Raw genomic sequence first — 22,068 nt, forward strand, 5'->3', positions numbered from 1 at the left:
CCAATTGGAGCCACTCTGGCACCAGTTGACTTGAAGGGGAGTTGTGATGGCGTCATAGTGATGCCACACTGGCATCACGGACGAGGTCGCGCCCAGCCTGTGGTCGGCCCTTCCCTGCCCCTATCTGCCCTGGAGGACACATGCAGAACGAAACGTCGGCCTGCCCTGCCGGACACGGCCCCCGAGAGACCGAAGGGACTGAAGGGACCGAAGCGGCGGATCTCCGCGAGCGCGGTCCTGTTGTCTTCCCCACCGCACCCCGCCCCGCCGGCTGCCCCTTCGACCCGCCCGCCGAACTGGCCGAGTTCCGCGAGCAGGACCCGCTGGTGCCGCTGCATTTCCCCGACGGGCACGTCGGCTGGCTGGCCACGGGGTACGAGACGGTCCGGTCGCTGTTCGCCGACCCCCGCTTCAGCTCGAAGTACGAGCTCATGCACTACCCCCTCGCGGACATCGGCCAGCTGCCGCCCGCACCGGTCGGCGACATGACCGGGATGGACGCCCCCGAACACACCCGGCTCCGCAGGCTGCTCGTGGGGAAGTTCACGGTCCGCCGGATGCGCGAACTCACCTCGCGCGCCGAGCAGATCACCACCGAGCACCTGGACGCGATGGAGCGCCGGGGCGGACCGGTGGACCTAGTGAAGGAGTTCGCACAGCCCATACCCGCGCTGATGATCTGCGAGCTGTTGGGGGTGCCCACCGTCGACCGGGAGAAGTTCCAGGAGTGGACGTTGCAGCTCACCAGCCACGTCACCGACCAGCAGGCACAGGGCGATGCAATAGCCGCCCTCGGCGAGTACATGCACAAACTGGTGCTCGCCAAGCGCGCCGACCCCACCGACGACATGCTCAGCGACCTGACCAGGAGCGACCTCACCGACGAGGAACTCACCGGTGTGGGCAGTTTCCTGCTCGCCGCCGGCCTCGACACCACCGCGAACATGATCGCCTTCGGTACGTTCGCGCTGCTCCGCAACCCGGAGCAGTTCGCCGCCCTGCGCGAGGACCCGTCCCTCGCCCCGCAGGCCGTCGAGGAACTGATGCGCTACCTGACCATCGTCCAGACCACCATGAAGGCCGCACTGGAGGACGTCGAGCTGGAAGGCAAGCTCATCAAGGCGGGGCAGACCGTCACGATGTCCATCGAGGCCGCCAACCGCGACCCGCTGCGATTCCCCGGCCCCGACACCCTCGACCTGCACCGCAAGGCCACCGGCCACCTGGGCTTCGGACACGGCATCCACCAGTGCCTGGGCCAGCAACTGGCCCGCGTGGAGATGCAGGTGACACTGCCCGCACTCGTCACCCGCTTCCCGGACCTGCGACTGGCCGTGCCGTCGGAGGACGTACCGCTCCGTACGGGCATGAACATCTTCGGGGTGCACAGCCTCCCGGTGACCTGGGGCGAGGTGTAGGGCGATGACGGAACCCGAGCACGACGCACGCGACACGGAAGTCAGGGCCGACCGGGAACGCTGTCTCGGCGCCGGAATGTGCGTGCTGACCGCCCCGGAGGTATTCGACCAGGACATCGAGGACGGCCTCGTCCTCCTTCTCCGTACCCGACTGCCGCACGCGGACAGAGACTTGGAGGACGTCCGGGAAGCGGCAGGGCTGTGCCCCGCGGAAGCCATCACTCTGGTGTGACGGAGCCTGCCGGTCGCGCCGACCGCCTGCGATGCGCCTACGGAACCGCGGGCAGCGACGCGAGCCACTCGGTCAGGATCCGATTGACCTCCTCGGGGCGCTCCTGCTGGATCCAGTGGCCGCAGCCCTTGAGGAGGTACGACCCGAAGAGCCCGGGCAGCGTGGCGGGATACGCCTCGATCGCGTCGGCCAGCCAGACGGTGGAGGCGTCCTCGTCGCCTCCGGCGAACAGGGAAGGCTGGGTGATCGGGGCGCCGTCGAAAGCGGCGAGTTCCTCCCAGTCCCGGTCCATGTTCCGATAGCGGTTGAGCGCCCCGGTCAGGCCGGTCCGCTCGAACTCACCGGCGTAGAAGTCGAGTTCGTCGTCGCTGAGCCAGCCGGGCAGCCGCCCGGTGGGGAACCTGTCCCTCAGGGTGCCGTCGGCGGCAACGAAATGCGGGTCCGGCTCGTCCGGCCCGGGCATCGTGTCGGCGGACATCGCGGCGTAGAACCCCGCCAGCCATCCCCGTACATCGGGCTCGATCTCCGCCTCGGCCCGTCCGGGCTGCTGGAAGTAGGAGACGTAGAGCTCCTCCGCGCTCCCCCCGGCACCCGCACCGGCGCTCATCTGCGCGAACACCTCGCTGGGCCGCGGGCCGCCGCGCGGGGCGTACGGCACGCTCAGCAGCCCGACGGCACGGAAGACGTCCGGCCTGACCAGGACGGAGTTCGCGGCGATGGTCGCACCCCAGTCGTGCCCGACGACGACCGCGCTCCGCTCTCCGAGCGCGTGCACCACGGCGACGTTGTCCTCGACGAGGTCGAGCATCCCGTACGCCGCCGCGTCGGCGGGGCGGGAGGAACGGCCGTAGCCGCGCACGTCGACGGCGACCGCCCGGTAGCCTGCCGCAGCCAGCACCGGCAGCTGGTGGCGCCAGGAGTACCAGGACTCCGGAAACCCGTGCACCAGCAGCACCAGCGGCCCGCTCCCCTGCTCCACGAGATGGATCCGGCCCGCGGGCGAGGGAACCAGACGGTGGGTGGGGCCGGGGACGGCGGGAGCGGCGGGGGCGGTGGCACGGGCGGGCTGGGGCATGGGGTACCTCCGGGTCCGAAACGGCATACGGCTCTGTCAGCGATGATCCGGCGGGCGGGACGGGCGCGCGAATCCTCTTGCCGATTCGGCAAGTTGAGGGAACCGGCGTTCGCGGCCGGTTGACCTGGAGCGCGCTCCAGCACTTAGCGTCCTGGTCAGACGCTTCAAACCTTTCAAACCCCGTCGGGCCCCGTCAGCCCGCACCGACCCGCACCAACCCCTGGAGGCAACACCATGGCCAACATCCCCACCCGATACCTGGGCGAACTCGCGGTCTCCGCACAGGGCCTCGGATGCATGGGCATGAGCCACGGCTACGGCGCCACGGACGACACGCAGTCGATCGCCACGCTGCACCGTGCCCTCGACCTCGGAGTGACTCTCCTCGACACCTCCGACTTCTACGGCGGCGGGCACAACGAAGAACTGATCGGCCGAGCCGTCGCCGGGCGCCGCGACGAGGTGGTGCTGGCCACGAAGTTCGGCTTCGCCAACCGCTTGGGCGAGCCCACCCGGCTCCGCGGCGACGCCGCCTACGTACGGCAGGCCTGCGAGGCCTCGCTGCGTCGGCTCGGCGTCGACCACATCGACCTCTACTACCAGCACCGGGTCGATCCGCAGGTGCCGATCGAGGAAACCGTCGGAGCGATGGCCGAGCTGGTGCAGGCCGGAATGGTCCGCCACCTGGGGCTTTCCGAGGCCGGCGCACACACCGTGCGGCGGGGGCACGCGGTGCACCCGATCGCCGCCCTGCAGAGCGAGTGGTCCCTGTGGACGCGTGACCTGGAGGCGGAGATCGCACCGGTCTGCCGCGAACTCGGCATCGGACTGGTCCCGTTCTCCCCTCTCGGACGCGGCTTCCTGACCGGCCGCTACCACTCGGTCGAGGGGCTCTCCGAGACCGACGTACGCCGCAGCCAGCCCCGTTTCGCCGACGGCAACCTCGAACGGAACCTGGCGATCGTCACCAAGCTCAACGAACTCGCCGCGGCAAAGAAGGTCACCGCCGGTGAACTCGCCCTGGCCTGGCTGCAGCACCAGGGCGACGACGTGGTGCCGATCCCCGGCACCCGCCGTCGGCAGTACCTGGAGGCGAACCTCGCGTCCCTCTCCGTCGCGCTGTCCCCCGACGACCTCGCCGCCATCGAGGCCGCCGCCCCGCCCGAGCAGGTGGCAGGCACCCGCTACGACGCCACCAGCCTGACCTTCGTCAACGGCTGAACCACCCGGCCGCTTCCGCTGCTCGCCACCGCTCACAACCGGCACCGGCACCAGCACCAGCACCAGCACCAGCTTCTACGAGGAATCACGCCCCGATCCTCCGGTTCCGATCCCGCGGCGGAAGCACACCCGGTCCTGCCCCGGGCCGTCGTAATCCGTGTGTACGGACAGGTCGCCGACCTGCCGGTCCCCTTCCTCCACCACGAACCCCATCGCCAGATGGAAGGCGACCGATCCTCGATTGCCCGGCGACGTGACGGCCCGCACCTCACTGCGCCCGGCCTCGGCCGCACGCTGGAAGAAGTCCTCGTAGAGCCTGCGGGCCACACCCTGCCCACGCAGCCGCGGATCCACCCCGACGAAGTGGATGTACGCCCCGGTACCGTCGTCCGCCGAGTGAAATCCCACCAGGAATGCCCTGATGCCGCCCCTGCCCTCCGCGTCCTCCAGCACCAGACTCGTACCGGCGAAGAACTGCAGGAACAGCTTCGGCAGCAGCAACGACAACTCCCTTGCCTGTTCGGGAGTCCGCGAGTCGCCCCACCAGCTCTGTACGCAATCGACCATGGCCCGGTGGTCGGAGGCGAGGGCCCGGCGCAGTGTCATCGTTCCTGTCCCCTCACTTGGATCACAGTCTGGATCACAGTCGCCCGGTTCACAGCGGATCGAGCAACATCAGAACCTCGTCCCGGTCGTCCTCCGGCGCGAACCGCAACGCCCCCGTCCAGCGACCGGCTTCCTGCCAGCCGTGGCGTGCGTAGAAGTCCTCAAGGCCGGCGCCTCCGCGTGCGGCGAGGTGGAGCTGCTCCAGCCCCATCTCGTCCCGGGCGATGCGGCGTACCTCTTGCAGGAGGGCGGCGCCGTGGCCTTCGCCCCGCACTCCCGGGCGGGTCTGGAGGTGGTGGAGCGTGCCCCAGTGGGCGATCAGTTCGAACGGGTCCCGGCGCAGACACAGCCAACCGGCCAGTCCGCCGTCGGCGGTCGTCGCGGTGAGCAGGCGGCAGCTGTCCGGCGAGAGAGCGGCAACGAGCGAATCGACCGCTCGGGCCGCCTGGGGCAGTTCGATCGGCGGGAAGGGGAACCCGGCCGCCCCACCGGAGTTGGTGACCTCGACCCAGCACTCGGCAAGCGACTTCCTCAGCTCCGGGGTGACCTGACCGGGTGAGGTGAACTCCTGCAGCAGGGCGGGCCCTTGGGATGCGTCAGCCATCCATGGATCCTGGCACGGAACGGGTCCGTGGCCCCTCTCGGGGTGGCATGATCCTCACTCATGGATACATGGTCTCTACAGTCAGGGCACGGTGTCCGCTTCGAATGGGGGCCGACGGGAGCGGAACGCCTCGCCCCGCACATCGCGTGCCTGGTCGTCGTCGATGTGCTCTCCTTCGCTACGTCCGTGAGCATCGCCGTGGCAGCCGGAACCCGTGTCTTCCCGTACCGCTGGCGCGACGAAAGCGCCTTCGTCCACGCGGCCGAGCACGACGCCGAGCTGGCCGTGGGCCGCCGCATGGTCTCCGCCACAACACCCTGGACCCTCTCCCCTGCCGCGCTGCGACGCGCCCCCTTCACACCCCGGCTCGTCCTCCCCTCCCCCAACGGGTCCGCCATCGCCGCCTCCGCGAACGGCGCCACAGTGGTCGCCGCCTCCCTGCGGAACGCAACCGCCGTGGGCCAATGGCTCACCGCCCGGGGGTACGGTCGCGAGGACCGCCCGGTCGGAGTGATCGCCGCAGGCGAGCGCTGGCCCGACGGCAGCCTTCGCCCCGCACTGGAGGACCTGCTCGGTGCCGGAGCCGTCATCGCCGCCCTGCGGGAGTCCGCCGATGCCGGCCTCTCCCCTGAAGCCACTGCCGCAGTGGCCGCCTGCACGGCGGTTGCCGACCTGAGCGCCACCGTCACGGACTGCTCCTCGGGCCGCGAGCTCACGGAGGGTGGCTTCGCCGAAGACGTCGCCCTGGCAGGGGAGTTGGACGTCTCCACCACCGTCCCCGTACTCGTCGGTGGAGCCTTCACCGCAGCCGACTGAAACCCCTGCCGTCCCACCCGTCAACCGAACTCACCACGATCCGCCGAACCACCCGTCCCGTCCCGAGGTCCGTCGTATCAACGGCCTCGGCCTCCTCCCGCAACCAGCTCAGCGCCTCACCGAGCACCCTGAAATCACCCTCCACCAGCCCCTTCCGGGGGTCGACACGGTGGAGCAGAGCACGCCCCGGATGATGTTCGGAAACCCAGTCGCGATCCGCCTCGCCGATCTCGTCGTCGACCCAGGCGAACGGGCGGCCTGCTGCCAGTCCGACCAGGACGCGGGTCTTCCAGTGCCGCCCGGCACGGGTATCCGCTTCCTCCCACGCCGCACGTCCACCGGGCTCGTCCGGCTCGGGCTGGTCCACCACTGGCAACCGCGGCAGGCCGAGCAGGGGAGCCACGCACTCGTTCGCATCCTCTCCCCAGGTGGTCGCCCACACCAGCTCGCACGGCAAGGCCGCCAGCCGGGGGCCGTGCCCCGGATTGACCCTGGTCAGGAGAGGGTTGAAAGCGGGCTCCGTCCCACCGATGTCCGTCCGATACGTCGGATACTCCTGCGACGGTGCACCAAAGGGGATGAGCGGCCCGTCAACGTCGAGGAAGAGAAGGGGTACTTGGCGCTGCGACACGGAGTCGGATTCGCGCTCGGCGCCGCAGGCGAAACCGTGGTCGGAGCCGCAGCCAGGGCCGCAGACGGGACCGCAGTCGGGGCCCACGTCGAAGTGAGAGTCAGAGCCGGTCACAGGCGCACCATACTGGCTGCCCGGCGCTGTGCTCCCCGTGGTCGTCGTGCCAACGGTCCGACGACCCGGCAGAGCACCCCACCCCACCCAGCACACCGCCACCCGTCTCCCCGCCCGGTTGCCGTCGGCCCCCTCCAGACCCCACCACACCACTAGCGCTAGCCCCCGTGAGACACCGCTAGATCGTCTTCCCCGCCGCCCCTTCTTCCGCCGCCCGTGCCACCCCTTCCAGCTGTTCCCGGTACTTCTCCCACGAGAGGCCCTCCGTCGGCGGCATGTTCTCGTTGCCGTCCTGCAGTCCGGCGGCCCCGTCCACGAGTTCGCGGATGATGTCGGCATGGCCGCCGTGCCGGTTGGTCTCGGCGAGCATATGGACCAGGACCCGTTGCAGGGACACCTCGCTCCGGTCCTCCGGCCAGTGCGGAACGCGTCCCGTGGAGTCCCAGGACAGTGCTTCGATCGTGGCGTCCGAGTGGGCGCACGCCTTCCGGTACAGACCGACGATGTACTCACGGGACTCGTCGGCCGCAGCCCACATGTCCACCGTCGGGTCGTCGTCGAACTCCTGGAGCCAGGGCATCGGCTCTTCGGTGAACGGCCGCCCGAAGGTGTCACCGAAGTACCCCACCTCGCAGCCGGCCAAGTGCTTGAGCAGCCCCAGCAGATTGGTGCCGGTCGGGGTCATCGGGCGGCGGGCGTCGTACTCCGACAGCCCCTCGACCTTCCATACCAGCGCTTCACGGGCGGACTTGAGGTAGTGGTGCAGGTCCTGCTTCGGATCTGATGAAGTCATGTCCCCACCATCGCATCCAGCACTGACAATCGCCTGTTCACCAGGGGGCAGCTCAATTCAACGCCTGGTAAGGGAAGTTGACCTCGCCGTCCCGCCCGGCTCCCGTTGTCCCTCCGTGCGCGTGAGCTCCGCGCACGAGAGCCCGGAGCATCGCAGCCCCCGCAACCACCGCGCACAGGTGCAGCGCCACCGCGACGACGGGGGACTCCGGCCGTGCACCGTCGGTGCCGACGACCAGGGTCTCGTACAGCACGAGGGGCAGTTTCCAGCCGCTCCATGCGAACAGCGAGCCCGATCCGACCCAGCCCACCAGCAGCACGACCCGGCGCTGAATCCGGGCGGGGTACGCCCGGGCAAGCACCCATAGCGCTGCTGCCCCGGCAAGTGCCCAGAAGCCGGAGATGCCCCCCAGGAGGTATCCCTCGGCGATCCTCGCCGACGGGTGGGAGAGCCCTGTGGTGCCGCCGAACGCCCAGTACAGCCAGACCAGACCGACCGCCGCGGCGACGACGGCCGCCCACGGCCCGGCGGTGCGCGGCCCGTCTCCCACACGACCGGCAGGGAGCACGTCCGGCCAACGGCGGCGCAGATAGGCAGGAATCGCGACTGCCAGGCAGAGGCCCGTCCCGACGAAGCCGCCCTCGATGAGCACGGCTTCCCAGACCGGCATCTCCGCTCCGTCCGCCGCCGGTCCGTCCGCCCCCTCCGGCTCGCCACCTCCCCCGAGGAAGGAGCTGAACAGAGCGAACGGCAGTATCGAGACCAGGAATCCGGACGCCACCCATGCGCAGAACCCCACCAGCAACCCGGGTATGCGCATCCCCCACGGCCGCACGAAAGCGAGCGCCACCCCGATCCCGATCGCTGCCATGCCGATCGTCACGGTGTTGAGCACCACCCACTCCGCTACACCGAGACCCGCCCCGGTCGGCAGCACCCCGACGAGCGCACCGATTACCCACGACACTTTGATGAGCAGGTACGGCAGCAATGCCAGTGCCGCCCCGTAGGACGCACCCCGTCCGATCCGATCCCACCGTTCCACCAGGATCCCTCCCCTCTTCGGACTCCTTCAGGACTTCAGCATCCTGCAGCGCCCCGTGGTCCCACCTCCCCCTCCAGAGCCATTCGTCTCCCCCGCGCGGGGGAGACAGGAGAATCGACCTTCCGGACCCCCTACCGGGCCCTCCCCTGGCGCCGAAAATCCACAGGAGCCCCCCTGAGGGCCTCTCTTGGCGCTCGGGACCCCATCACACCAAGAGCCAGGAGTTCGGGCGCCTGAGGGGCCATTCTGTGGGTCGATTTTCATCCACGTTTGCGTAAATTCATTACCTTTGCTCCATTTCATCCTTCCTTGACCTCACCTTGCCCGCCTCGCCTTCTCCTGGATTAAATACGGTGCAGTACCGTATCGTTTCTCCCCATGACGATCGACCACGGCTCTCCCTCCTCCCGGCCCCCCGGCCGCCCGCGCAGCCGAGAGGCCGACGAGGCAATTCTCGCTGCAGCCCTCGACCTGCTCATCGAGCGGGGCATCGGCTGGACCAGCATCGAGCAGATCGCACGCCGAGCCGGAGTCACGCGCGCGACGGTGTACCGCCGGTTCCCGAACCTAACCGAGCTGCTGGTGCGGGCGGTCGAGTGGGAGTACCGCGACATCGACACCGATGCCGACGATCTGCCGGGCTGGCCGGACATCGACACCATGGTCACCGACTGGGCCGACCGTCTCGGCGACCCTCGCGCCCGGCGCCTGATCCGCCGCCTGTACAGCACGCTGGATGATCTCCCCGAGCTTCTCCGCGCATACGACGCTGCCCACGGCAGTCACCAGAGCCGAGCCGTCCGCACCACTCTCGAAAGGGCCCGCACCGCCGGTCAGCTGCCGCCGAACAGCGACCCTGAAGTCCTCCAACAAGTCCTCAGCGGTGCGGCGTTGCAGCACCTGGCCGCCCATCCCGACAGCACCGGCTCAGAGGAAATCAAGGCCTACTTCCTGGCCGTCCTCCAGCAGACAGGCTTCACAGCAACACCGGTCACCCGACAAAGGAGCACAGACCGATGACCACAACGCAGCAGAACAACCCCGCCTCCCCCAGCAGCATGTCGTGGCTGGGAACCGATATCCGCCGCGCCCGCAAGCAGGGCCCCAATGGCCTGACCCACCGTCAGCAGGCCCGGTTAGCCGACGCCGTGGCCCGTTCTCGCAGCTTCTCCCCGTACTACCGCGAGCTCTACCGCGGTCTCCCCTCACGGGTGGACGACCCGACGCTTCTGCCGGTCACGGACAAGCAGCAGCTGATGGCTCGCTTCGACGACTGGGCAACCGACCGCGCGGTCACGTACGAGACGGTTCGGGCGTTCACCGACGACCCAGAACTCGTCGGGCAGCGCTTCCTCGGGCAGTACCTGGTGGCCACCACCTCGGGAACCAGCGGTCGCCGCGGCCTGTTCGTGCTCGACGACCGGTACATGGAGGTGGGGGCTGCGCTCACCTCTCAGGCGCTCGCCACCTGGCTGGGCCCCGGCGGCATTCTCCGGACTGCGGCCCGCGGCGGACGGTTTGCTCAACTGGTCGCAGCCGACGGGCACTACGCAGGCTTCGCCGGATACCGCCGTGCGATGCGCGAAGGCGGCTGGCGGAGCAAGATCCTCCGCTCTTTCTCCGTCCACACACCGATGCCCGACCTGGTCTCACAGCTCAATGCCTACCAGCCCGCCATCGTCATTGGATACGCCAGCACGATCATGCTGCTCACGGCAGAGCAGGAGGCAGGCCGCCTGCACATCTCACCGGTACTGATGCAGCCCGCAGGCGAGACGATGACCACGGCCGACACCGACCGCATCGCCGCCGCCTTCGGCACCATCACCCGCACGGTGTACGCGGCGACCGAGTGCACCTACCTCAGCTACAGCTGCGCGGAGGGTTGGTACCACGTCAACAACGACTGGGTGGTGGTGGAGCCGGTCGACGCGGAGTACCGGCCCACTCCGCCCGGCGAGTACTCGCACACCGTACTGGTCACCAATCTTGCCAACCGGGTGCAGCCGTTCCTGCGGTACGACCTCGGCGACAGCGTCCTGCAGCGTCCCGATCGCTGTCCTTGCGGAAGCCTGCTGCCGGCAATCCGTGTGCAGGGCCGTGCGGGCGACATCCTGACCTTTCCTGCCGACGGCTCCGGTACTCCCGTCCGGCTCAGCCCGCTGGCATTCAGCACGCTGTTCGACCGCACTCCCGGGGTAGATCTGTTCCAGATCGAGCAATCCGCGCCGACCGTACTGCGGGTGCGGCTCCGGGTTGCTGACGGCGCGGACTGCGACTCCGTATGGCGGGCCGTACACCGGGAGCTGACGTTGTTGTCCGCGGACAACAAACTCGGCCACCTGACCATTGAGCGGGCGAGCGAACCTCCGCAGCAGTCTCCCGGGGGAAAGTTCAGGACTGTTGTCCCGCTCGCCTGAACCTTGAGATGCGGATTCACCGCAGCAGGATCCGCAGCAGGATGTGTTGTCCGCGGACAACACATCCCAGGATCCGCAGCCACCTCGTAGCTGTCCCGCGGCCACCCCACTACCGCTGCCCGGCCGCCCTCGGTGTTGTCCGCGGACAACAAATCACGTTCTCTCCGGGCCGGCCTCCCTCGGGAACGGGCCTCACCGGGTTGTGTGCGCACCACCGTTCACGTTCAGAACCTGCCCGGTGAGGTGACGGGCCGCAGGGGAAGCAAGGAAGGCGACGGCACCCACGATGTCCGCGGGTGTTCCCGCCCGGCCGGTCGCGGTGGCAGCGATCAATGTGCTGCGGCGTTCCTCGGAGAGGTGGTCACGGAAGAACTCCGTGTCGGCGATGTATCCCGCGGAGACAACATTGGCGGTAATGCCACGGGCTCCAAGCTCTGCGGCAAGGCTGAGGTTCCAGGAGGCAAGCCCTGCCTTCGCCGCCCCGTACGAACCCGAACCCTGGTCGGCAGCGATGGAACCAATCTGCACCACGGCGCCGTCGGCAGCCAACCGGTCCTTCAACGCCTTCGTCGTCAGCGCGGCGCTGACCAGATTCGCATCGAGATTGGCCCGGAAATCACGGGCGTACGAAGCCAGGTCGGTGCCCGGGTCGGCGTCGAAATCGGTGTTGCCACCCGCATTGTTGACCAGCACGTCGATGCTCCCGGGAAGTTCGGCCAGGAGCCGAGTGAGCGCGGCCGGGTCCGTGTGGTCGCAGACAATCCCTCGCACGCCGTCATTCTGCGCAGCCATCTCTTCGAGCGGCTCGGCTCGTCGGCCGGTCACGAGGACGGCATCACCCTGTGCCGCGAAGTGTTCGGCGATGGCTCGGCCGATGCCCGTACCGCCGCCGGTGACGAGGATGTTGCGTGACATACGATGCCTCCAAGCATTCTCATTCAGGCCTAAATTTAGATCTAAACGTAAACAGGGGAGAGGCACCTTGGCAAGCGAACCCGTGATCTCGGACAAGGACGGGCCGTACCCGACGGACGGCGCGTCCCACTACCCCGTCCAGGAAATCGCCGCCGCCTGGGAGCGCGAACGTCCCGGCACCCCCGTCTCCTCGATCGGCATCGTCACCCCGATCTGGCGGCTCGCCAAGCTCCTGGGCGACGACCGCCGACGCGTGCTCGCACAAGCCGGAGTGGACGCCGCCACACTCGACCTGCTCAGCGTGCTACGAAGAAGCGGCACCCCGTACACCCTCAGCACACGCGAACTCAGTCGTCGTTCCCTGGTCACCGCCGGCGCCATCTCCCAGCGCGTTGCCCGCGCGGAACGCGAGGGGCTCGTCACTCGCCGCCCCGGCGAGGGGCGCCCCCGCAGCGTCCAGGTCACTCTGACCCAGCTCGGCCATGATCTGGTGGAGACGACGGTGGATCAGGTGCTCAGCCGCGAGGCCCAATTGATCGACGGCCTGACTGGCCCCCAACAGAACCACCTCACGGAACTGCTCCAGTCCCTCCTCCAAGACGTCCAGCACCGTCTCGGCGACGACCGGATCACCCACGTCGGAGAAGAGTGACTCGGCCTGACGGACAAGATCGACCCTGAGTCGGACGGCAGCCGGTGTTGTCCGCGGACAACAAACCGCAGGGGCTACTCCCCCGGCGCCCGCCCACAGCTGGATTCCCCACTCTCCTCCACCCGCGCTCGCGAGTGCCGCGAGAGCGACGATGTGTTGTCCGCGGACAACACATCCAACGTCCGTCGACGGCAGCAGATCCTGTTCCCGACCTGCTGCCGACTCCCCCGCTCCCCCGCGATCACGTTTGTTGTCCGCGGACAACAAACGGGTGTTGTCCGCGGACAACAGCTGAAGTCACCAGGACGGGTTCTGGCCCGGTGCCGGTGCCCAGACTCCGGCCGCTGTCCCCTCCCGTACATGCTGTTCGTAGATGGTGACCTTCCCGTGGATCACGTCGAGGCTGGCGGTCAGGTCAGCAATCTTTGTACGTACATTCCGCTCGTGCTCCTGGAGCAACGCAAGGCGTTCCGGTTCGTTGCCCGGGCCTGAGCGGACGAGCTCGGCAAAGCGGCTGAGGGTGGCGATCGGCATCTCCGAGTCACGGAGTCGGCAGCACAGTACGAGCCAGTCCACATCCGCCTGTTCGTAGATTCGCTGTCCGCCAGGCGTACGCGGGATGTCGCGCAGGAGGAGTCCCTCGCGCTCGAAGAACCGAAGCGCATGCACGCCCAGTCCGGTCATTTCGGAGACCTTGCCGATGGGCAGCCCGTCGCCTGGCTTCGCCGACTTCAACTCGTGGGTCATGGCTCCGAACATATCTTGACCTCGCTTGCACTCCAGGTCTTAGCCTCGCTCGCATGACTATGACGCAGCAGAAGATCGGGACGGGTTTCGGTGCCCACAGCACGGCCGACGACGTACTCGTCGGCATCGATCTGACCGGCACCACAGCTCTCATCACGGGCGGCTATTCGGGCATCGGGCTGGAGACCACGCGCGCACTCGCTCGTGCGGGCGCCCAGGTGGTCGTGCCTGCCCGCCGCCCCTCGCTCGCCGCAACAGCCCTCCGCGGCATCCCCGGCGCGGAGGCCCATGCACTCGACCTGGCAGATCTGGACAGCGTCCGTTCCTTCTCCGAGCGCTTCCTTGAGACAGGCCGCGCCCTCGATCTCCTCATCAACAACGCGGGCGTGATGGCCTGCCCGGAGACCCGCGTGGGCCCCGACGGATGGGAAGCGCACTTCGCCCTCAACCACCTCGGTCACTTCGCACTCACCCACCGGCTCCGTCCTGCCCTCAGCCCCCACGGAGCCCGCGTCGTGACGGTGGCCTCCTCCGGGCATTTCCTCTCCGACATCCGCTGGGACGATCTCCACTTCCGGACCGGCTATGACAAGTGGCTGGCCTATGCCCAGTCCAAGACCGCCAATGCACTGTTTGCCCTGCACCTCGACAGCCTCGGCGCAAGCAACGGCATACGGTCCTTCGCCGCCCACCCGGGCAGCATCCTCACCCCGTTGCAACGCCACATCCCTCGCGAGGACTGGCACGCCCTGGGGTGGACCACCGAGGACGGTCGGCCTGCCGCCGGCTTCAAGACCCCTCAGCAGGGGGCCGCCACGACCGTATGGGCAGCGACTTCACCCCTGTTGGACAGCGGCAGCGCGGGAGGCACCTACTGCCAGGACTGCGATCTTGCCGAGCCGGCCACGAGCGACGACATGCTCGTCGGGGGCGTCAAACCCTGGGCAGCCGACCCCGCTGCAGCGGCCCGCTTCTGGGAACTGTCCAGCGAACTGACCGGCTTGAACTGTTTCTGACCGCCCCAGCATCTGCCGACGCGAGCCTCCCGTGTTGTCCGCGGACAACACATCCTCCTCGCCGAGAGAATCTGCCAGGACAGACCCGGCGAAGTCTGGACCGGGGGAGCGGGGGAGGGGAGGGCTGGAGGTGTTGTCCGCGGACAACACCTGGTTGCGGGCAGTACCGGTCTACTTCCTGTGGGCTTCCGCGACCTCGGCGAGGATCAGCGCCGACATTGCCCAGTCCAGTCCCTCCGGTCCCTCCGCCGTCGTGCACCAGTCGACCGCCACGGGGCCCGCGCGGTCAGCATCACATTGTCCGGATGCAGATCGAGGCGGAAAACCCGATCCCAGCAGCTGGCCTCTCCTCATGAGCCGTATGTAGCCGGGGGAGTGGGGCTGCGGAGGAACGCTCGGTCCCTGGCCGTGACCGCATCAGCCGGTCCGGCGGCCCGGAGGACGACATCCAGGGCTCGCTGCGGCTCCGTGGTGTACATGCCGCTCGCCCAGGCCGCATTCGCCTCGATCACCGCCCAGTGCCCGTCGGTCCTCCCCACGTCGACGACGATGGCGGAGGGTAGCGTCGGCGAGCACGCGGACAACAGCTCTGTTCCGAATGCTGCCGCGTCCCCGCTCAGGGGCCCGAGGCTCAGCCGCCCGTTCTCCGCGTACCGACTGCCGGCATGGACCGCTCCATCAAGCAGATACAGCCGGTACTCGGCGGCGAACTCCACCACCTCGCTGACCAGTACCGGGGTCTCCGGGGCCACCTCATCCGGGCCGGGCAGCCGTGAACCGTCGGTGTAGACCAGGGCTCGGATCTGCTTGTCGTTGGGCGACTTGACGAACACCGGTCGCCGCAGCTCGTACGCCTGACGGATCGTCATGAGGTGGATCTCGCGCCGGGTGTACGTACGTGGCAGCAGGGCAAGCCAGTCCTCGGGGGCCTGCAACAGACCGATACCCAGGACGGGCGCCACGACATCCGCGAAGCTGGGCCCAGCATGAAGGTGCTCGGCGTGCAACTCGGCAGGTACGGCGAAGGTGGGCAGCTGCACGGTGGGCAGGCCGCGCGCATGCGCGGCGTCGCGCATCGCCTGTGCAGAAGCGGTAAGCCGGGGCGGCAGTACGAGCGTCACACACCACGCCCCGCAACGCTCAGTTCCTCGACGCTCAGCCACGTGATGTTGTCCATCGGGCCAGTATCGCCCCGGGGGGTCGCGGGGGAGGAGAGGCGGAAGGAGGCCGGGGGAGTGCTGGGCAACAGGAATGCCGAAGGGGCGCGCCCCGGCAGCCGACAGCCGGAAGCACGCCCCTTCGGACGGGCAGATCGAGGATCACATGTGTTCGTGCAATTCCTCGACGAGTGCAGCGAGTTCTTCGCTGCTGAGGCCAGCCGCCAAGGTACGGGCCTGCTCCACGGGGGTCGCGCCGAGCTGTCGTACGAGACTGCGAGCGGCGTCGGACCGGGGTGATCCGGCGGCGGTGTTGCACTCCTCGGCAGCAGGGCTGACGGAGTTGTTGTCCGCGGACAACAGCTCGGGCTCGTCCTGCGGCTGTTCCTCCGTGGCCTGTGCGGGAACCGCAGCCTGCGCGGGGGCCGCAGCGGGTGCGGGGGCCGCAGCGGGTGCGGGGGTGGGTGCGGAAGCAACAGGCGCCGCGGGTGCAGGCGCGGGGGAAGGTGCGGCGGCAGGTGCAGCTACAGGTTCGGGAGCCGGGTCAGCCGCACGGGAGGCAGCCGGCGTCTCCAGCACGGGGGCAGGCTGCGCGGTGTTGTCCGCGGACAACACCCGCTCCGCTTCGGCTCGTTCGGCTACCGCTGCCGCGGTCCTCTGGCCCAGCGCCTCTTCGGTCGGAGTCCGTCCCTGCCTCTTGATCTGATCGGCGAGCGCCTTGGCCTCTTCTCGCGCCCTGGCCTCCTGCTCCCGCTGCTCCCTGAGGTAGCGAAGCAGGCCCGGTACGCCCAGTCCCGGCTCCTCCTTCAGCCGCCGGGCCAGGATCCGGCCGTCGCGCTCGGGCAGCGAGCCCGTGCTGAGCATCCCCTGCAGTTCCTCGGGGAGTTCGAGCAGGGCCAGCTGATTGGTGACCCAGGAGCGGTCGCGTCCGAGCCGCTTCGCCGCGCGTGCACGGGCGCCCGTCGCTGACTCCTCGCTGCACACCAGCACCAGCTGCTGGACACCCCGGGCGCGCTCGACGACGTCGAAGTCCTCGCGCTCCAGGTTCTCCTTCAGCAGATGGTCTATGAACGCCTCGCGGGAGGAGGCCAGATCGTCGCGTACGACGAAGTCCAGTGCTTCCAGGCCCACGTGCGAGGCACAGCGATAACGCCGTTCGCCATTGATCAGGACGTACTGGGCGTCCCCGATGGTCGCCTCGTGCTGCGGCCACACCTTGAGGTAGGCGGCGCGCGAGATGGCTACGCATGCGGCGAGCTGCGTGTTGCGCAGCTCCTCGCCGAAGCGGGTCATCTCCTCGTCCGAACCGAAGTTCCGGCGCGGGTTGAGGGGTGTCGGGGCGACCTCTTCGAGGCGGATGCGGGAGAGCTCGTACGACGGTACGTCCCCCTGGACCAGGGCCTTGGCCCGGCCGCGGGCGCTTCGGCCGCGCGGAACGCCACCGAAGGAGGAACCGGTGCCGAGCCGGTCGGCGACGCTCATGAGGTGATCCTCCGTGCGATGGTGCGCATGATCTCGGACTGCTCGCATTCCGGGGCGTAGGTGAGCAGCGGCTGCTTGAGGCGGACGGCCTCACGCTGCTCCTTGCGCTCGGGCATGATGCCGATGACCGGCGGATCGCCGATCGCCTTCCAGCTGTCGAGCGAGGACGTGGCGATGTAGCCCTTGCGGCTGTCGTACATGTTGACGATGAAGCCGAGCATGGTGATCTCGACCTCCATGTCCGCGGTCAGATCCTGGATCTGGTCGAAAAGCATGTCGTACGCGTCCGCGGAGGAGTCCTCTGCGAGGACGGGCACGAAGACGCCGCAGGTCTCCGGTTCTTCGTCCTCACGGGTCCGGCAGTAGTAGAGCGCGGTGTCCATGGAATAGCCGAGGCTCGGCGGGCAGTCGACGACGATGTAGTCGAAGTCCCGTTCCAGCGGCTCCATGGCCTTCTCCAGAGCCGTCTCCTTCACCCGTACGAAGCGGCTGGTGGCCAGCTTCGCATCGAGCAGGAACGCGTCCTTGCACGCCGGCAGCAGGAACAGCCTGCCCGCGAAGCCGCTTTCCTCTATCGGGACGAGCAGCTCGCGCAGTTCGCCCTTGGCCTCGCCGAGCATGTGCTTGGCCAGGCTGGGCTCCTCGATGCCGAAGAGCTGATAGCCGAGCTGCTTGGTGAGGTGGCCCTGCGGGTCGAAGTCGATGAGCAGGACGCGGTTTCCGGCCTCGGCGAGCGCCTGGGCAACGCCGGACGAGGTGGCGGTCTTGCCGACGCCGCCCTTCTGGTTGCCGAAGATGATGCGCCGTGCGCCGTTGGGGCGGGCGGGACGGCGGGGGGAGGGGTGGGCCCCGAGCCAGAGGCGGATCGCCTGCGCGATGCCCTGGTTGAACGGGAGGCCGCGTTCCTTGCAGTCGTCCTTGAAGTCGCCGTACAGACCGGTGGGAAGATACGTCGAGAAGGAGCTGCCGCCGGTGGTGTCCACGATGGGGTGCTCGGACTTGTCCGAACGCCACCCCTGGACGCCTTCGGTGACGGCATCCTTGATGTCGACGCCCAACTCGGCTGCTCTGACTTTGAGTTCCTGGCGCAGAGAGGCCGGAAGCTTCGCTACTACCTTTTCCCGGTCGTCCGGGGAGTATGGGACGGTCATGCGGTTACCTTACTCACCTCGCTGGGGGTTTTGGTGACATTGGGGGCAAGAAAGCACTGCGTGTCGGTTGGCGGCAGGGGCTGCTGACGGGGTGTCGGTGGAACAGGAGCCCACCCGAAGGGGCTGTTTCCGGGGTGTTCCCCCTGGCAGGAAGGCGGTTCATGCCCCCGCCAGCAACATCCCTCCCATGGTCACCATCGTCGCGGCCACCACCCCGTCCAACACCCGCCACGCACCCGGCTTCGCCAGCAGTCCGCTCAGCAGGCGCGCCCCGTACCCCAGCGTCGCGAACCACGTGAGGCTCGCCAGGACCGCGCCGCCACCGAAGGCCCAGCGCAGGGAGCCGTGATCGGTGGCGACGGAGCCGAGGAGAAGGACGGTGTCGAGGTAGACGTGGGGGTTGAGCCAGGTCATGGCCAGACAGGTCAGTACGGCGGCGCGGGTCGAACCAGTCGCCTTGCCGCTCGCGCTGAGGGCTGCATCGGGGGCCGGGCGCAGTACGCGGCGGGCAGCCAGGATGCCGTAGCAGATCAGGAAGGCACCGCCCGCGAGACCGACCGCCGTGAGGGCTGCGGGCCAGGCGGTGACAAACGCCCCGACGCCCGTCACGCCGAGCATGATCAGGACTGCATCGGACACCGCGCAGATCGCGACCACCGCGAGGACCGCATGGCGGTGTGCGCCCTGGCGCAGGACGAAGGCGTTCTGCGCGCCGATCGCGACGATGAGGGCGAGTCCTGTGCCGAAGCCGGCGAGCACGGCCGCGACGATTCCTGAGGTGCTGTGGTTCATGCCTCGACGGTATGGACCAGCCGTTCTTCAGTCCAGCTAAAGATTCTTAAGTACCATTAGCTCTCGTGATGGACGAACTTCCTCTGGACCAGGTGACCACGCTGCTCGCCGTCGTGGACGAGGGCACTTTCGACGCTGCCGCCGCTTCCCTGCACGTCACTCCGTCCGCCGTCAGCCAGCGCATCAAAGCCCTGGAGCAACGCACCGGAAGGGTGCTGCTGATGCGGACGAAGCCGGTACGTCCGACGGAGTCCGGGGAGGTCGTGGTGCGGTTCGCACGCCAACTCGCCCTGCTGGAGCGGGATGCCCGGGCCGAGCTGGGGCTCGCCGAGGAGGACCAGCGCCATCCCGCCACGCGGCTGGCCATCGCGGTGAACGCCGATTCCCTCGCCACGTGGTTCCTGCCCGCCCTGCAACGGGTTCCGCAGGACCCGCCCATCTGTTTCGAGCTGCGCCGCGAGGACGAGGCACACACACCGGTGCTGCTGCGCGAGGGACAGGTGATGGCCGCGGTGACGTCGTCGCCCGACCCCGTGGCGGGGTGCACGGTACGGGCGCTCGGGCTGGCACGGTATCTGCCGGTGGCGAACCCGGAGTTTGAGGAACGGCATCTGGGGTCGGGCCGGCTGGGGGACCGGCTGCGCGAGGCGCCCGTAATGATCTTCGACCGTCGGGACGATCTTCAGGATGGTCTCGTACGGTCACTGGCGGGCGGCGGCAAGAACGCACAGGGCGCGAGCGCACTGCGGCACTACGTCCCCAGCTCCGAGGGCTTCTGCGATGCGATCGTCGCAGGGCTGGGGTGGGGCCTCGTACCCGAACCGCAGGCGCTGCCACTGTTGCGCTCGGGGGCGCTCACCCTCCTCGCGACCGACCGCACCGTGGACGTACCGCTGTTCTGGCAGCAGTGGAAGCTGGACTCACCCGCGCTGGTCGCCATCGCGAGCGCGGTGGCCGAGACAGCTGCCGAGGAACTGCTTCCGCCGCACTGAAACGGCGGGGGAGCCGCTGGGTGAGGGCGGGGGACTGGCTGCCGGTCCGTCTGTTGTGCCGGGCTTTGTCAGGCCCCGTCGGGCCCGTCAGTCGGCGAAGCGTAGGACGTACCGCTTCTGCCAAGGGGTCTCGACGGCGTGCGGTTCGTAGTTCTCACGGACGAAGTCCACCGCTTCCGCGGCTGGTACGCCGTCGAGTACGGCGAGACAGGCGAGGGCCGTACCGGTCCTTCCGCGCCCGCCTCCGCACGCGAGCTCCACACGCTCGGTCTCGGTACGGGCCCAGGCATCGGCCAGGATCCTGCGCGCCTGTTCGCGGTCGGCAGGCAGCCGGAAGTCCGGCCATCGCAGCCACTGGGCCGCCCAGGGGACTTCGGGGGGCCGCTTGCCGAGCAGATGGACGGCGTACGTGGGCGGAGGTCCCGCCGGGAGAGGTCGGCGCAATCCGCGGCCTCGGACCAGACGTCCGGAGGGCAGTCGCAGGACACCGGTGGCGGTGGGCTCCCAGGGCTCGGTCATAAGCCGACGGTAGTTGCTGCCGTACTGGGAAACAGAGGTGATGCGCCAATTCCCTGTGCTTTGCCGCGCTAGCGCGGGAGCACCGCCCGGATCGTCTTGCCACGACTGCGCGCCCGGCGGCCACGGCCGGAACGCGGCCCGGGAAACACCGTCACCTCACAAGCCAGCAGACGCACCATGTGCCAGCCGAAGCCGCCTCCTCCGTCGTCGAAGTCGGGGGTGCGCTCGCGCGGGACCTCCGAACTGGAGTCACCGACGACGACGGTGAGGGCGTCTTGGGATGCCGAGAGCGCGAGGGTGTAGCGGCCTCCTCCATGACGTACCGCGTTGGTGACGAGCTCGGACACGACAAGCACCAGGCACTCCGCCGCGTCCGCGTCCGGCACCGGGGAGAGTCCTTCCGCGAAGGCCCGGGCGGCCTCACGTGCGTACAGGACGCCGGCGGGGCCCTCGCCCCGGACCGGTACACCCGACTGCTCTCCCGACTCTCGGGCTGTCGGTCGACCTGTCTGTTGGATCAACTGCCTACTGGTCATGCGTGTACGCCCCAATCCGTGATCGGTTGTACCGCCTTGAGGCAGGCGTATGCCCGATCCATCGGCACTCAGACGCGTACAGAGCGTTGCGGATGCGAAATGCAGCTCGTACGAGTGACGGCAGGACCCGGGAGGTCTCTGATTCCGGCTTGTAGAAAATCTATAGCGGTGGATGTAGACATGAGGGCCTACGAGGTCTAGATTCCTTCTCGTAGCCACGAAGTCGAGTGAGGCGCGGCAGATACGGATTGCCGCGCGTGCCGGTTCGAAGCAGGTTGTGGAACGGCAGTGGAACGGCGGGGCCGGGCAGTGAAAGGGTCCCGTGGTTGGTTGCCGGGCCAAGCGGTCCCAGGGGCCGCGAGTAGTTCGCAGGATGACCGGCATGACGGGCAGTACGCAGTACTCGCAGTACAAGAGGTTGCACACGAGAGAAAAGGAGGATAACGCCATCAGGATCGCCCGGGCGCGGGAGTGTTCGCCCGGGTACCGCAGGCCCCGGAACGGAAGGTGGTCCCACGGTCACGCATCCGCGATCCCCGCACCCCGGTCTCCACAGGCCGGACTGCGGAAACTCAAAACCGGCGCAGCAATGAGCCGGTAGATGGTGTTGATTCCCTTGGGGCCCTGGTGCCGGACGGCGCTGGGGCCCCTCTACGTTTTGAACTCAACAGCGACGTCAGTTGCGACAGCGATCAGAATGACGACAGCGAAGGCAGTGAGGTGCCGGTGGCCGTAGACAACCAGCAGATCCCGACCACTTTTCCATCCCGACCCCAGGACCGCTTCGACGACGACGACTATCCCGCGTACACAATGGGGCGGGCTGCCGAGATGATCGGTGCGACTCCGGCCTTCCTGCGGGCCATAGGAGAAGCGCGGCTGATCACGCCGCTGCGTTCGGAGGGCGGCCACCGGCGCTACTCGCGCTATCAGTTGCGCATCGCCGCACGCGCCCGCGAACTGGTCGACCAGGGCACTCCGGTCGACGCTGCCTGCCGCATCGTCATCCTTGAGGACCAGCTCGAAGAAGCTCTACGCCTCAACGGGAAACTGCGCGGTCCCACCCCTGGCGCCGGCCCGCCTCCCAGCAACTGACGCACTACCGGGACGGTCCCGCGCAGCACACCTGTGCGC

At 68.5% G+C, this 22,068-nt stretch carries 24 protein-coding genes; 10 read left to right on the forward strand and 14 right to left on the reverse strand.

Annotated elements, in window-relative coordinates:
- Positions 1 to 140: 140 nt before the first annotated feature.
- Positions 141 to 1,418, forward strand: a complete 1,278-nt coding sequence (locus ACWGIG_RS00445) for a cytochrome P450 (protein WP_453319224.1) — start codon at positions 141 to 143, stop codon at positions 1,416 to 1,418.
- Positions 1,419 to 1,422: 4 nt separating this feature from the next.
- A complete protein-coding gene (locus tag ACWGIG_RS00450) occupies positions 1,423 to 1,650 on the forward strand; it encodes a ferredoxin (protein WP_453319225.1) in 228 nt (75 codons plus the stop codon).
- Positions 1,651 to 1,687: 37 nt separating this feature from the next.
- On the opposite strand, the gene ACWGIG_RS00455 is transcribed toward ACWGIG_RS00450, so the two are convergent.
- Positions 1,688 to 2,725: an alpha/beta fold hydrolase gene (locus ACWGIG_RS00455; protein WP_453319226.1), complete on the reverse strand. Its 1,038-nt coding sequence runs from the start codon at positions 2,723 to 2,725 to the stop codon at positions 1,688 to 1,690.
- A gap of 234 nt (positions 2,726 to 2,959) precedes the next feature.
- On the opposite strand from ACWGIG_RS00455, the gene ACWGIG_RS00460 reads away from it, so the two are divergent.
- Positions 2,960 to 3,946, forward strand: a complete 987-nt coding sequence (locus ACWGIG_RS00460; protein WP_453319227.1) for an aldo/keto reductase — start codon at positions 2,960 to 2,962, stop codon at positions 3,944 to 3,946.
- A 75-nt stretch (positions 3,947 to 4,021) separates the two neighbouring features.
- Here the strand turns inward: ACWGIG_RS00460 and ACWGIG_RS00465 are convergent, their stop codons facing one another.
- Entirely contained in the window at positions 4,022 to 4,552 is a 531-nt protein-coding gene (locus tag ACWGIG_RS00465; protein ID WP_453319228.1) for an N-acetyltransferase family protein, read from the reverse strand.
- A 49-nt stretch (positions 4,553 to 4,601) separates the two neighbouring features.
- Positions 4,602 to 5,156, reverse strand: coding sequence for a GNAT family N-acetyltransferase (locus tag ACWGIG_RS00470; RefSeq protein WP_453319229.1), 555 nt, complete (start codon positions 5,154 to 5,156; stop codon positions 4,602 to 4,604).
- A 60-nt stretch (positions 5,157 to 5,216) separates the two neighbouring features.
- Between ACWGIG_RS00470 and ACWGIG_RS00475 the strand changes: the two genes are divergently transcribed.
- A complete protein-coding gene (locus ACWGIG_RS00475; protein WP_453319230.1) occupies positions 5,217 to 5,972 on the forward strand; it encodes a 2-phosphosulfolactate phosphatase in 756 nt (251 codons plus the stop codon).
- Here the strand turns inward: ACWGIG_RS00475 and ACWGIG_RS00480 are convergent.
- The 3 genes from ACWGIG_RS00480 to ACWGIG_RS00490 all read right to left on the reverse strand — a co-directional run bounded on the left by ACWGIG_RS00480 (position 5,956) and on the right by ACWGIG_RS00490 (position 8,555).
- Positions 5,956 to 6,603, reverse strand: coding sequence for an HAD domain-containing protein (locus ACWGIG_RS00480; protein WP_453319249.1), 648 nt, complete (start codon positions 6,601 to 6,603; stop codon positions 5,956 to 5,958). The two genes, ACWGIG_RS00475 and ACWGIG_RS00480, sit on opposite strands and share 17 nt — an antisense overlap.
- A 292-nt stretch (positions 6,604 to 6,895) precedes the next feature.
- Positions 6,896 to 7,510 carry a DinB family protein gene (locus ACWGIG_RS00485; protein ID WP_453319231.1) on the reverse strand — a complete coding sequence of 205 codons (615 nt, stop codon included), beginning with the start codon at positions 7,508 to 7,510 and terminating at the stop codon, positions 6,896 to 6,898.
- Positions 7,511 to 7,562: 52 nt separating this feature from the next.
- Positions 7,563 to 8,555 carry a hypothetical protein gene (locus ACWGIG_RS00490; RefSeq protein WP_453319232.1) on the reverse strand — a complete coding sequence of 331 codons (993 nt, stop codon included), beginning with the start codon at positions 8,553 to 8,555 and terminating at the stop codon, positions 7,563 to 7,565.
- A gap of 378 nt (positions 8,556 to 8,933) precedes the next feature.
- Between ACWGIG_RS00490 and ACWGIG_RS00495 the strand changes: the two genes are divergently transcribed.
- Both ACWGIG_RS00495 and ACWGIG_RS00500 read left to right on the forward strand, forming a co-directional pair.
- Positions 8,934 to 9,575: a TetR/AcrR family transcriptional regulator gene (locus ACWGIG_RS00495; protein WP_453319233.1), complete on the forward strand. Its 642-nt coding sequence runs from the start codon at positions 8,934 to 8,936 to the stop codon at positions 9,573 to 9,575.
- Positions 9,572 to 10,975, forward strand: coding sequence for a phenylacetate--CoA ligase family protein (locus ACWGIG_RS00500; RefSeq protein WP_453319234.1), 1,404 nt, complete (start codon positions 9,572 to 9,574; stop codon positions 10,973 to 10,975). The genes ACWGIG_RS00495 and ACWGIG_RS00500 overlap by 4 nt, the downstream gene beginning before the upstream one ends.
- A 192-nt stretch (positions 10,976 to 11,167) precedes the next feature.
- On the opposite strand, the gene ACWGIG_RS00505 is transcribed toward ACWGIG_RS00500, so the two are convergent.
- On the reverse strand, positions 11,168 to 11,890 hold the full coding sequence (locus ACWGIG_RS00505; RefSeq protein WP_453319235.1) for an SDR family NAD(P)-dependent oxidoreductase: 723 nt from the start codon (positions 11,888 to 11,890) through the stop codon (positions 11,168 to 11,170).
- Positions 11,891 to 11,972: 82 nt separating this feature from the next.
- Here ACWGIG_RS00505 and ACWGIG_RS00510 point away from each other — a divergent pair, with 82 nt between their 5' ends.
- Entirely contained in the window at positions 11,973 to 12,542 is a 570-nt protein-coding gene (locus ACWGIG_RS00510; protein ID WP_453319250.1) for a MarR family winged helix-turn-helix transcriptional regulator, read from the forward strand.
- Between the two features lie 297 nt (positions 12,543 to 12,839).
- Here the strand turns inward: ACWGIG_RS00510 and ACWGIG_RS00515 are convergent, their stop codons facing one another.
- Positions 12,840 to 13,289 (reverse strand): MerR family transcriptional regulator, encoded by a 450-nt coding sequence (locus ACWGIG_RS00515; RefSeq protein WP_453319236.1) that lies wholly within the window; start codon positions 13,287 to 13,289, stop codon positions 12,840 to 12,842.
- Positions 13,290 to 13,342: 53 nt separating this feature from the next.
- Here ACWGIG_RS00515 and ACWGIG_RS00520 point away from each other — a divergent pair, with 53 nt between their 5' ends.
- The gene (locus ACWGIG_RS00520; RefSeq protein ID WP_453319237.1) at positions 13,343 to 14,305 is read left to right on the forward strand and encodes an oxidoreductase; all 963 of its coding nucleotides are present in this window, start codon (positions 13,343 to 13,345) and stop codon (positions 14,303 to 14,305) included.
- Positions 14,306 to 14,655: 350 nt separating this feature from the next.
- On the opposite strand, the gene ACWGIG_RS00525 is transcribed toward ACWGIG_RS00520, so the two are convergent.
- The 4 genes from ACWGIG_RS00525 to ACWGIG_RS00540 all read right to left on the reverse strand — a co-directional run bounded on the left by ACWGIG_RS00525 (position 14,656) and on the right by ACWGIG_RS00540 (position 18,887).
- Complete coding sequence (locus ACWGIG_RS00525; RefSeq protein WP_453319238.1) at positions 14,656 to 15,426, reverse strand: ATP-grasp domain-containing protein; 771 nt, start codon at positions 15,424 to 15,426, stop codon at positions 14,656 to 14,658.
- Between the two features lie 198 nt (positions 15,427 to 15,624).
- Complete coding sequence (locus tag ACWGIG_RS00530; RefSeq protein ID WP_453319239.1) at positions 15,625 to 16,944, reverse strand: ParB/RepB/Spo0J family partition protein; 1,320 nt, start codon at positions 16,942 to 16,944, stop codon at positions 15,625 to 15,627.
- Positions 16,941 to 18,095, reverse strand: a complete 1,155-nt coding sequence (locus tag ACWGIG_RS00535) for a ParA family protein (RefSeq protein ID WP_362419842.1) — start codon at positions 18,093 to 18,095, stop codon at positions 16,941 to 16,943. Before ACWGIG_RS00535 ends, ACWGIG_RS00530 begins: the two co-directional genes overlap by 4 nt.
- Before the next feature lie 159 nt (positions 18,096 to 18,254).
- Positions 18,255 to 18,887: a LysE/ArgO family amino acid transporter gene (locus ACWGIG_RS00540; protein ID WP_453319240.1), complete on the reverse strand. Its 633-nt coding sequence runs from the start codon at positions 18,885 to 18,887 to the stop codon at positions 18,255 to 18,257.
- Positions 18,888 to 18,955: 68 nt separating this feature from the next.
- Here ACWGIG_RS00540 and ACWGIG_RS00545 point away from each other — a divergent pair, with 68 nt between their 5' ends.
- Positions 18,956 to 19,879: a LysR family transcriptional regulator ArgP gene (locus ACWGIG_RS00545; RefSeq protein ID WP_453319241.1), complete on the forward strand. Its 924-nt coding sequence runs from the start codon at positions 18,956 to 18,958 to the stop codon at positions 19,877 to 19,879.
- A gap of 87 nt (positions 19,880 to 19,966) precedes the next feature.
- Here ACWGIG_RS00545 and ACWGIG_RS00550 read toward each other — a convergent pair whose 3' ends face one another.
- Both ACWGIG_RS00550 and ACWGIG_RS00555 read right to left on the reverse strand, forming a co-directional pair.
- Positions 19,967 to 20,398 carry a protein-tyrosine phosphatase family protein gene (locus tag ACWGIG_RS00550; protein WP_453319242.1) on the reverse strand — a complete coding sequence of 144 codons (432 nt, stop codon included), beginning with the start codon at positions 20,396 to 20,398 and terminating at the stop codon, positions 19,967 to 19,969.
- A 68-nt stretch (positions 20,399 to 20,466) separates the two neighbouring features.
- Positions 20,467 to 21,384: an ATP-binding protein gene (locus ACWGIG_RS00555; RefSeq protein ID WP_453319243.1), complete on the reverse strand. Its 918-nt coding sequence runs from the start codon at positions 21,382 to 21,384 to the stop codon at positions 20,467 to 20,469.
- A 297-nt stretch (positions 21,385 to 21,681) separates the two neighbouring features.
- On the opposite strand from ACWGIG_RS00555, the gene ACWGIG_RS00560 reads away from it, so the two are divergent.
- On the forward strand, positions 21,682 to 22,029 hold the full coding sequence (locus ACWGIG_RS00560; RefSeq protein ID WP_453319251.1) for a MerR family transcriptional regulator: 348 nt from the start codon (positions 21,682 to 21,684) through the stop codon (positions 22,027 to 22,029).
- The last annotated feature ends 39 nt before the right edge of the window (positions 22,030 to 22,068 follow it).

The organism is Streptomyces sp. NPDC054863, assembly GCF_053610825.1.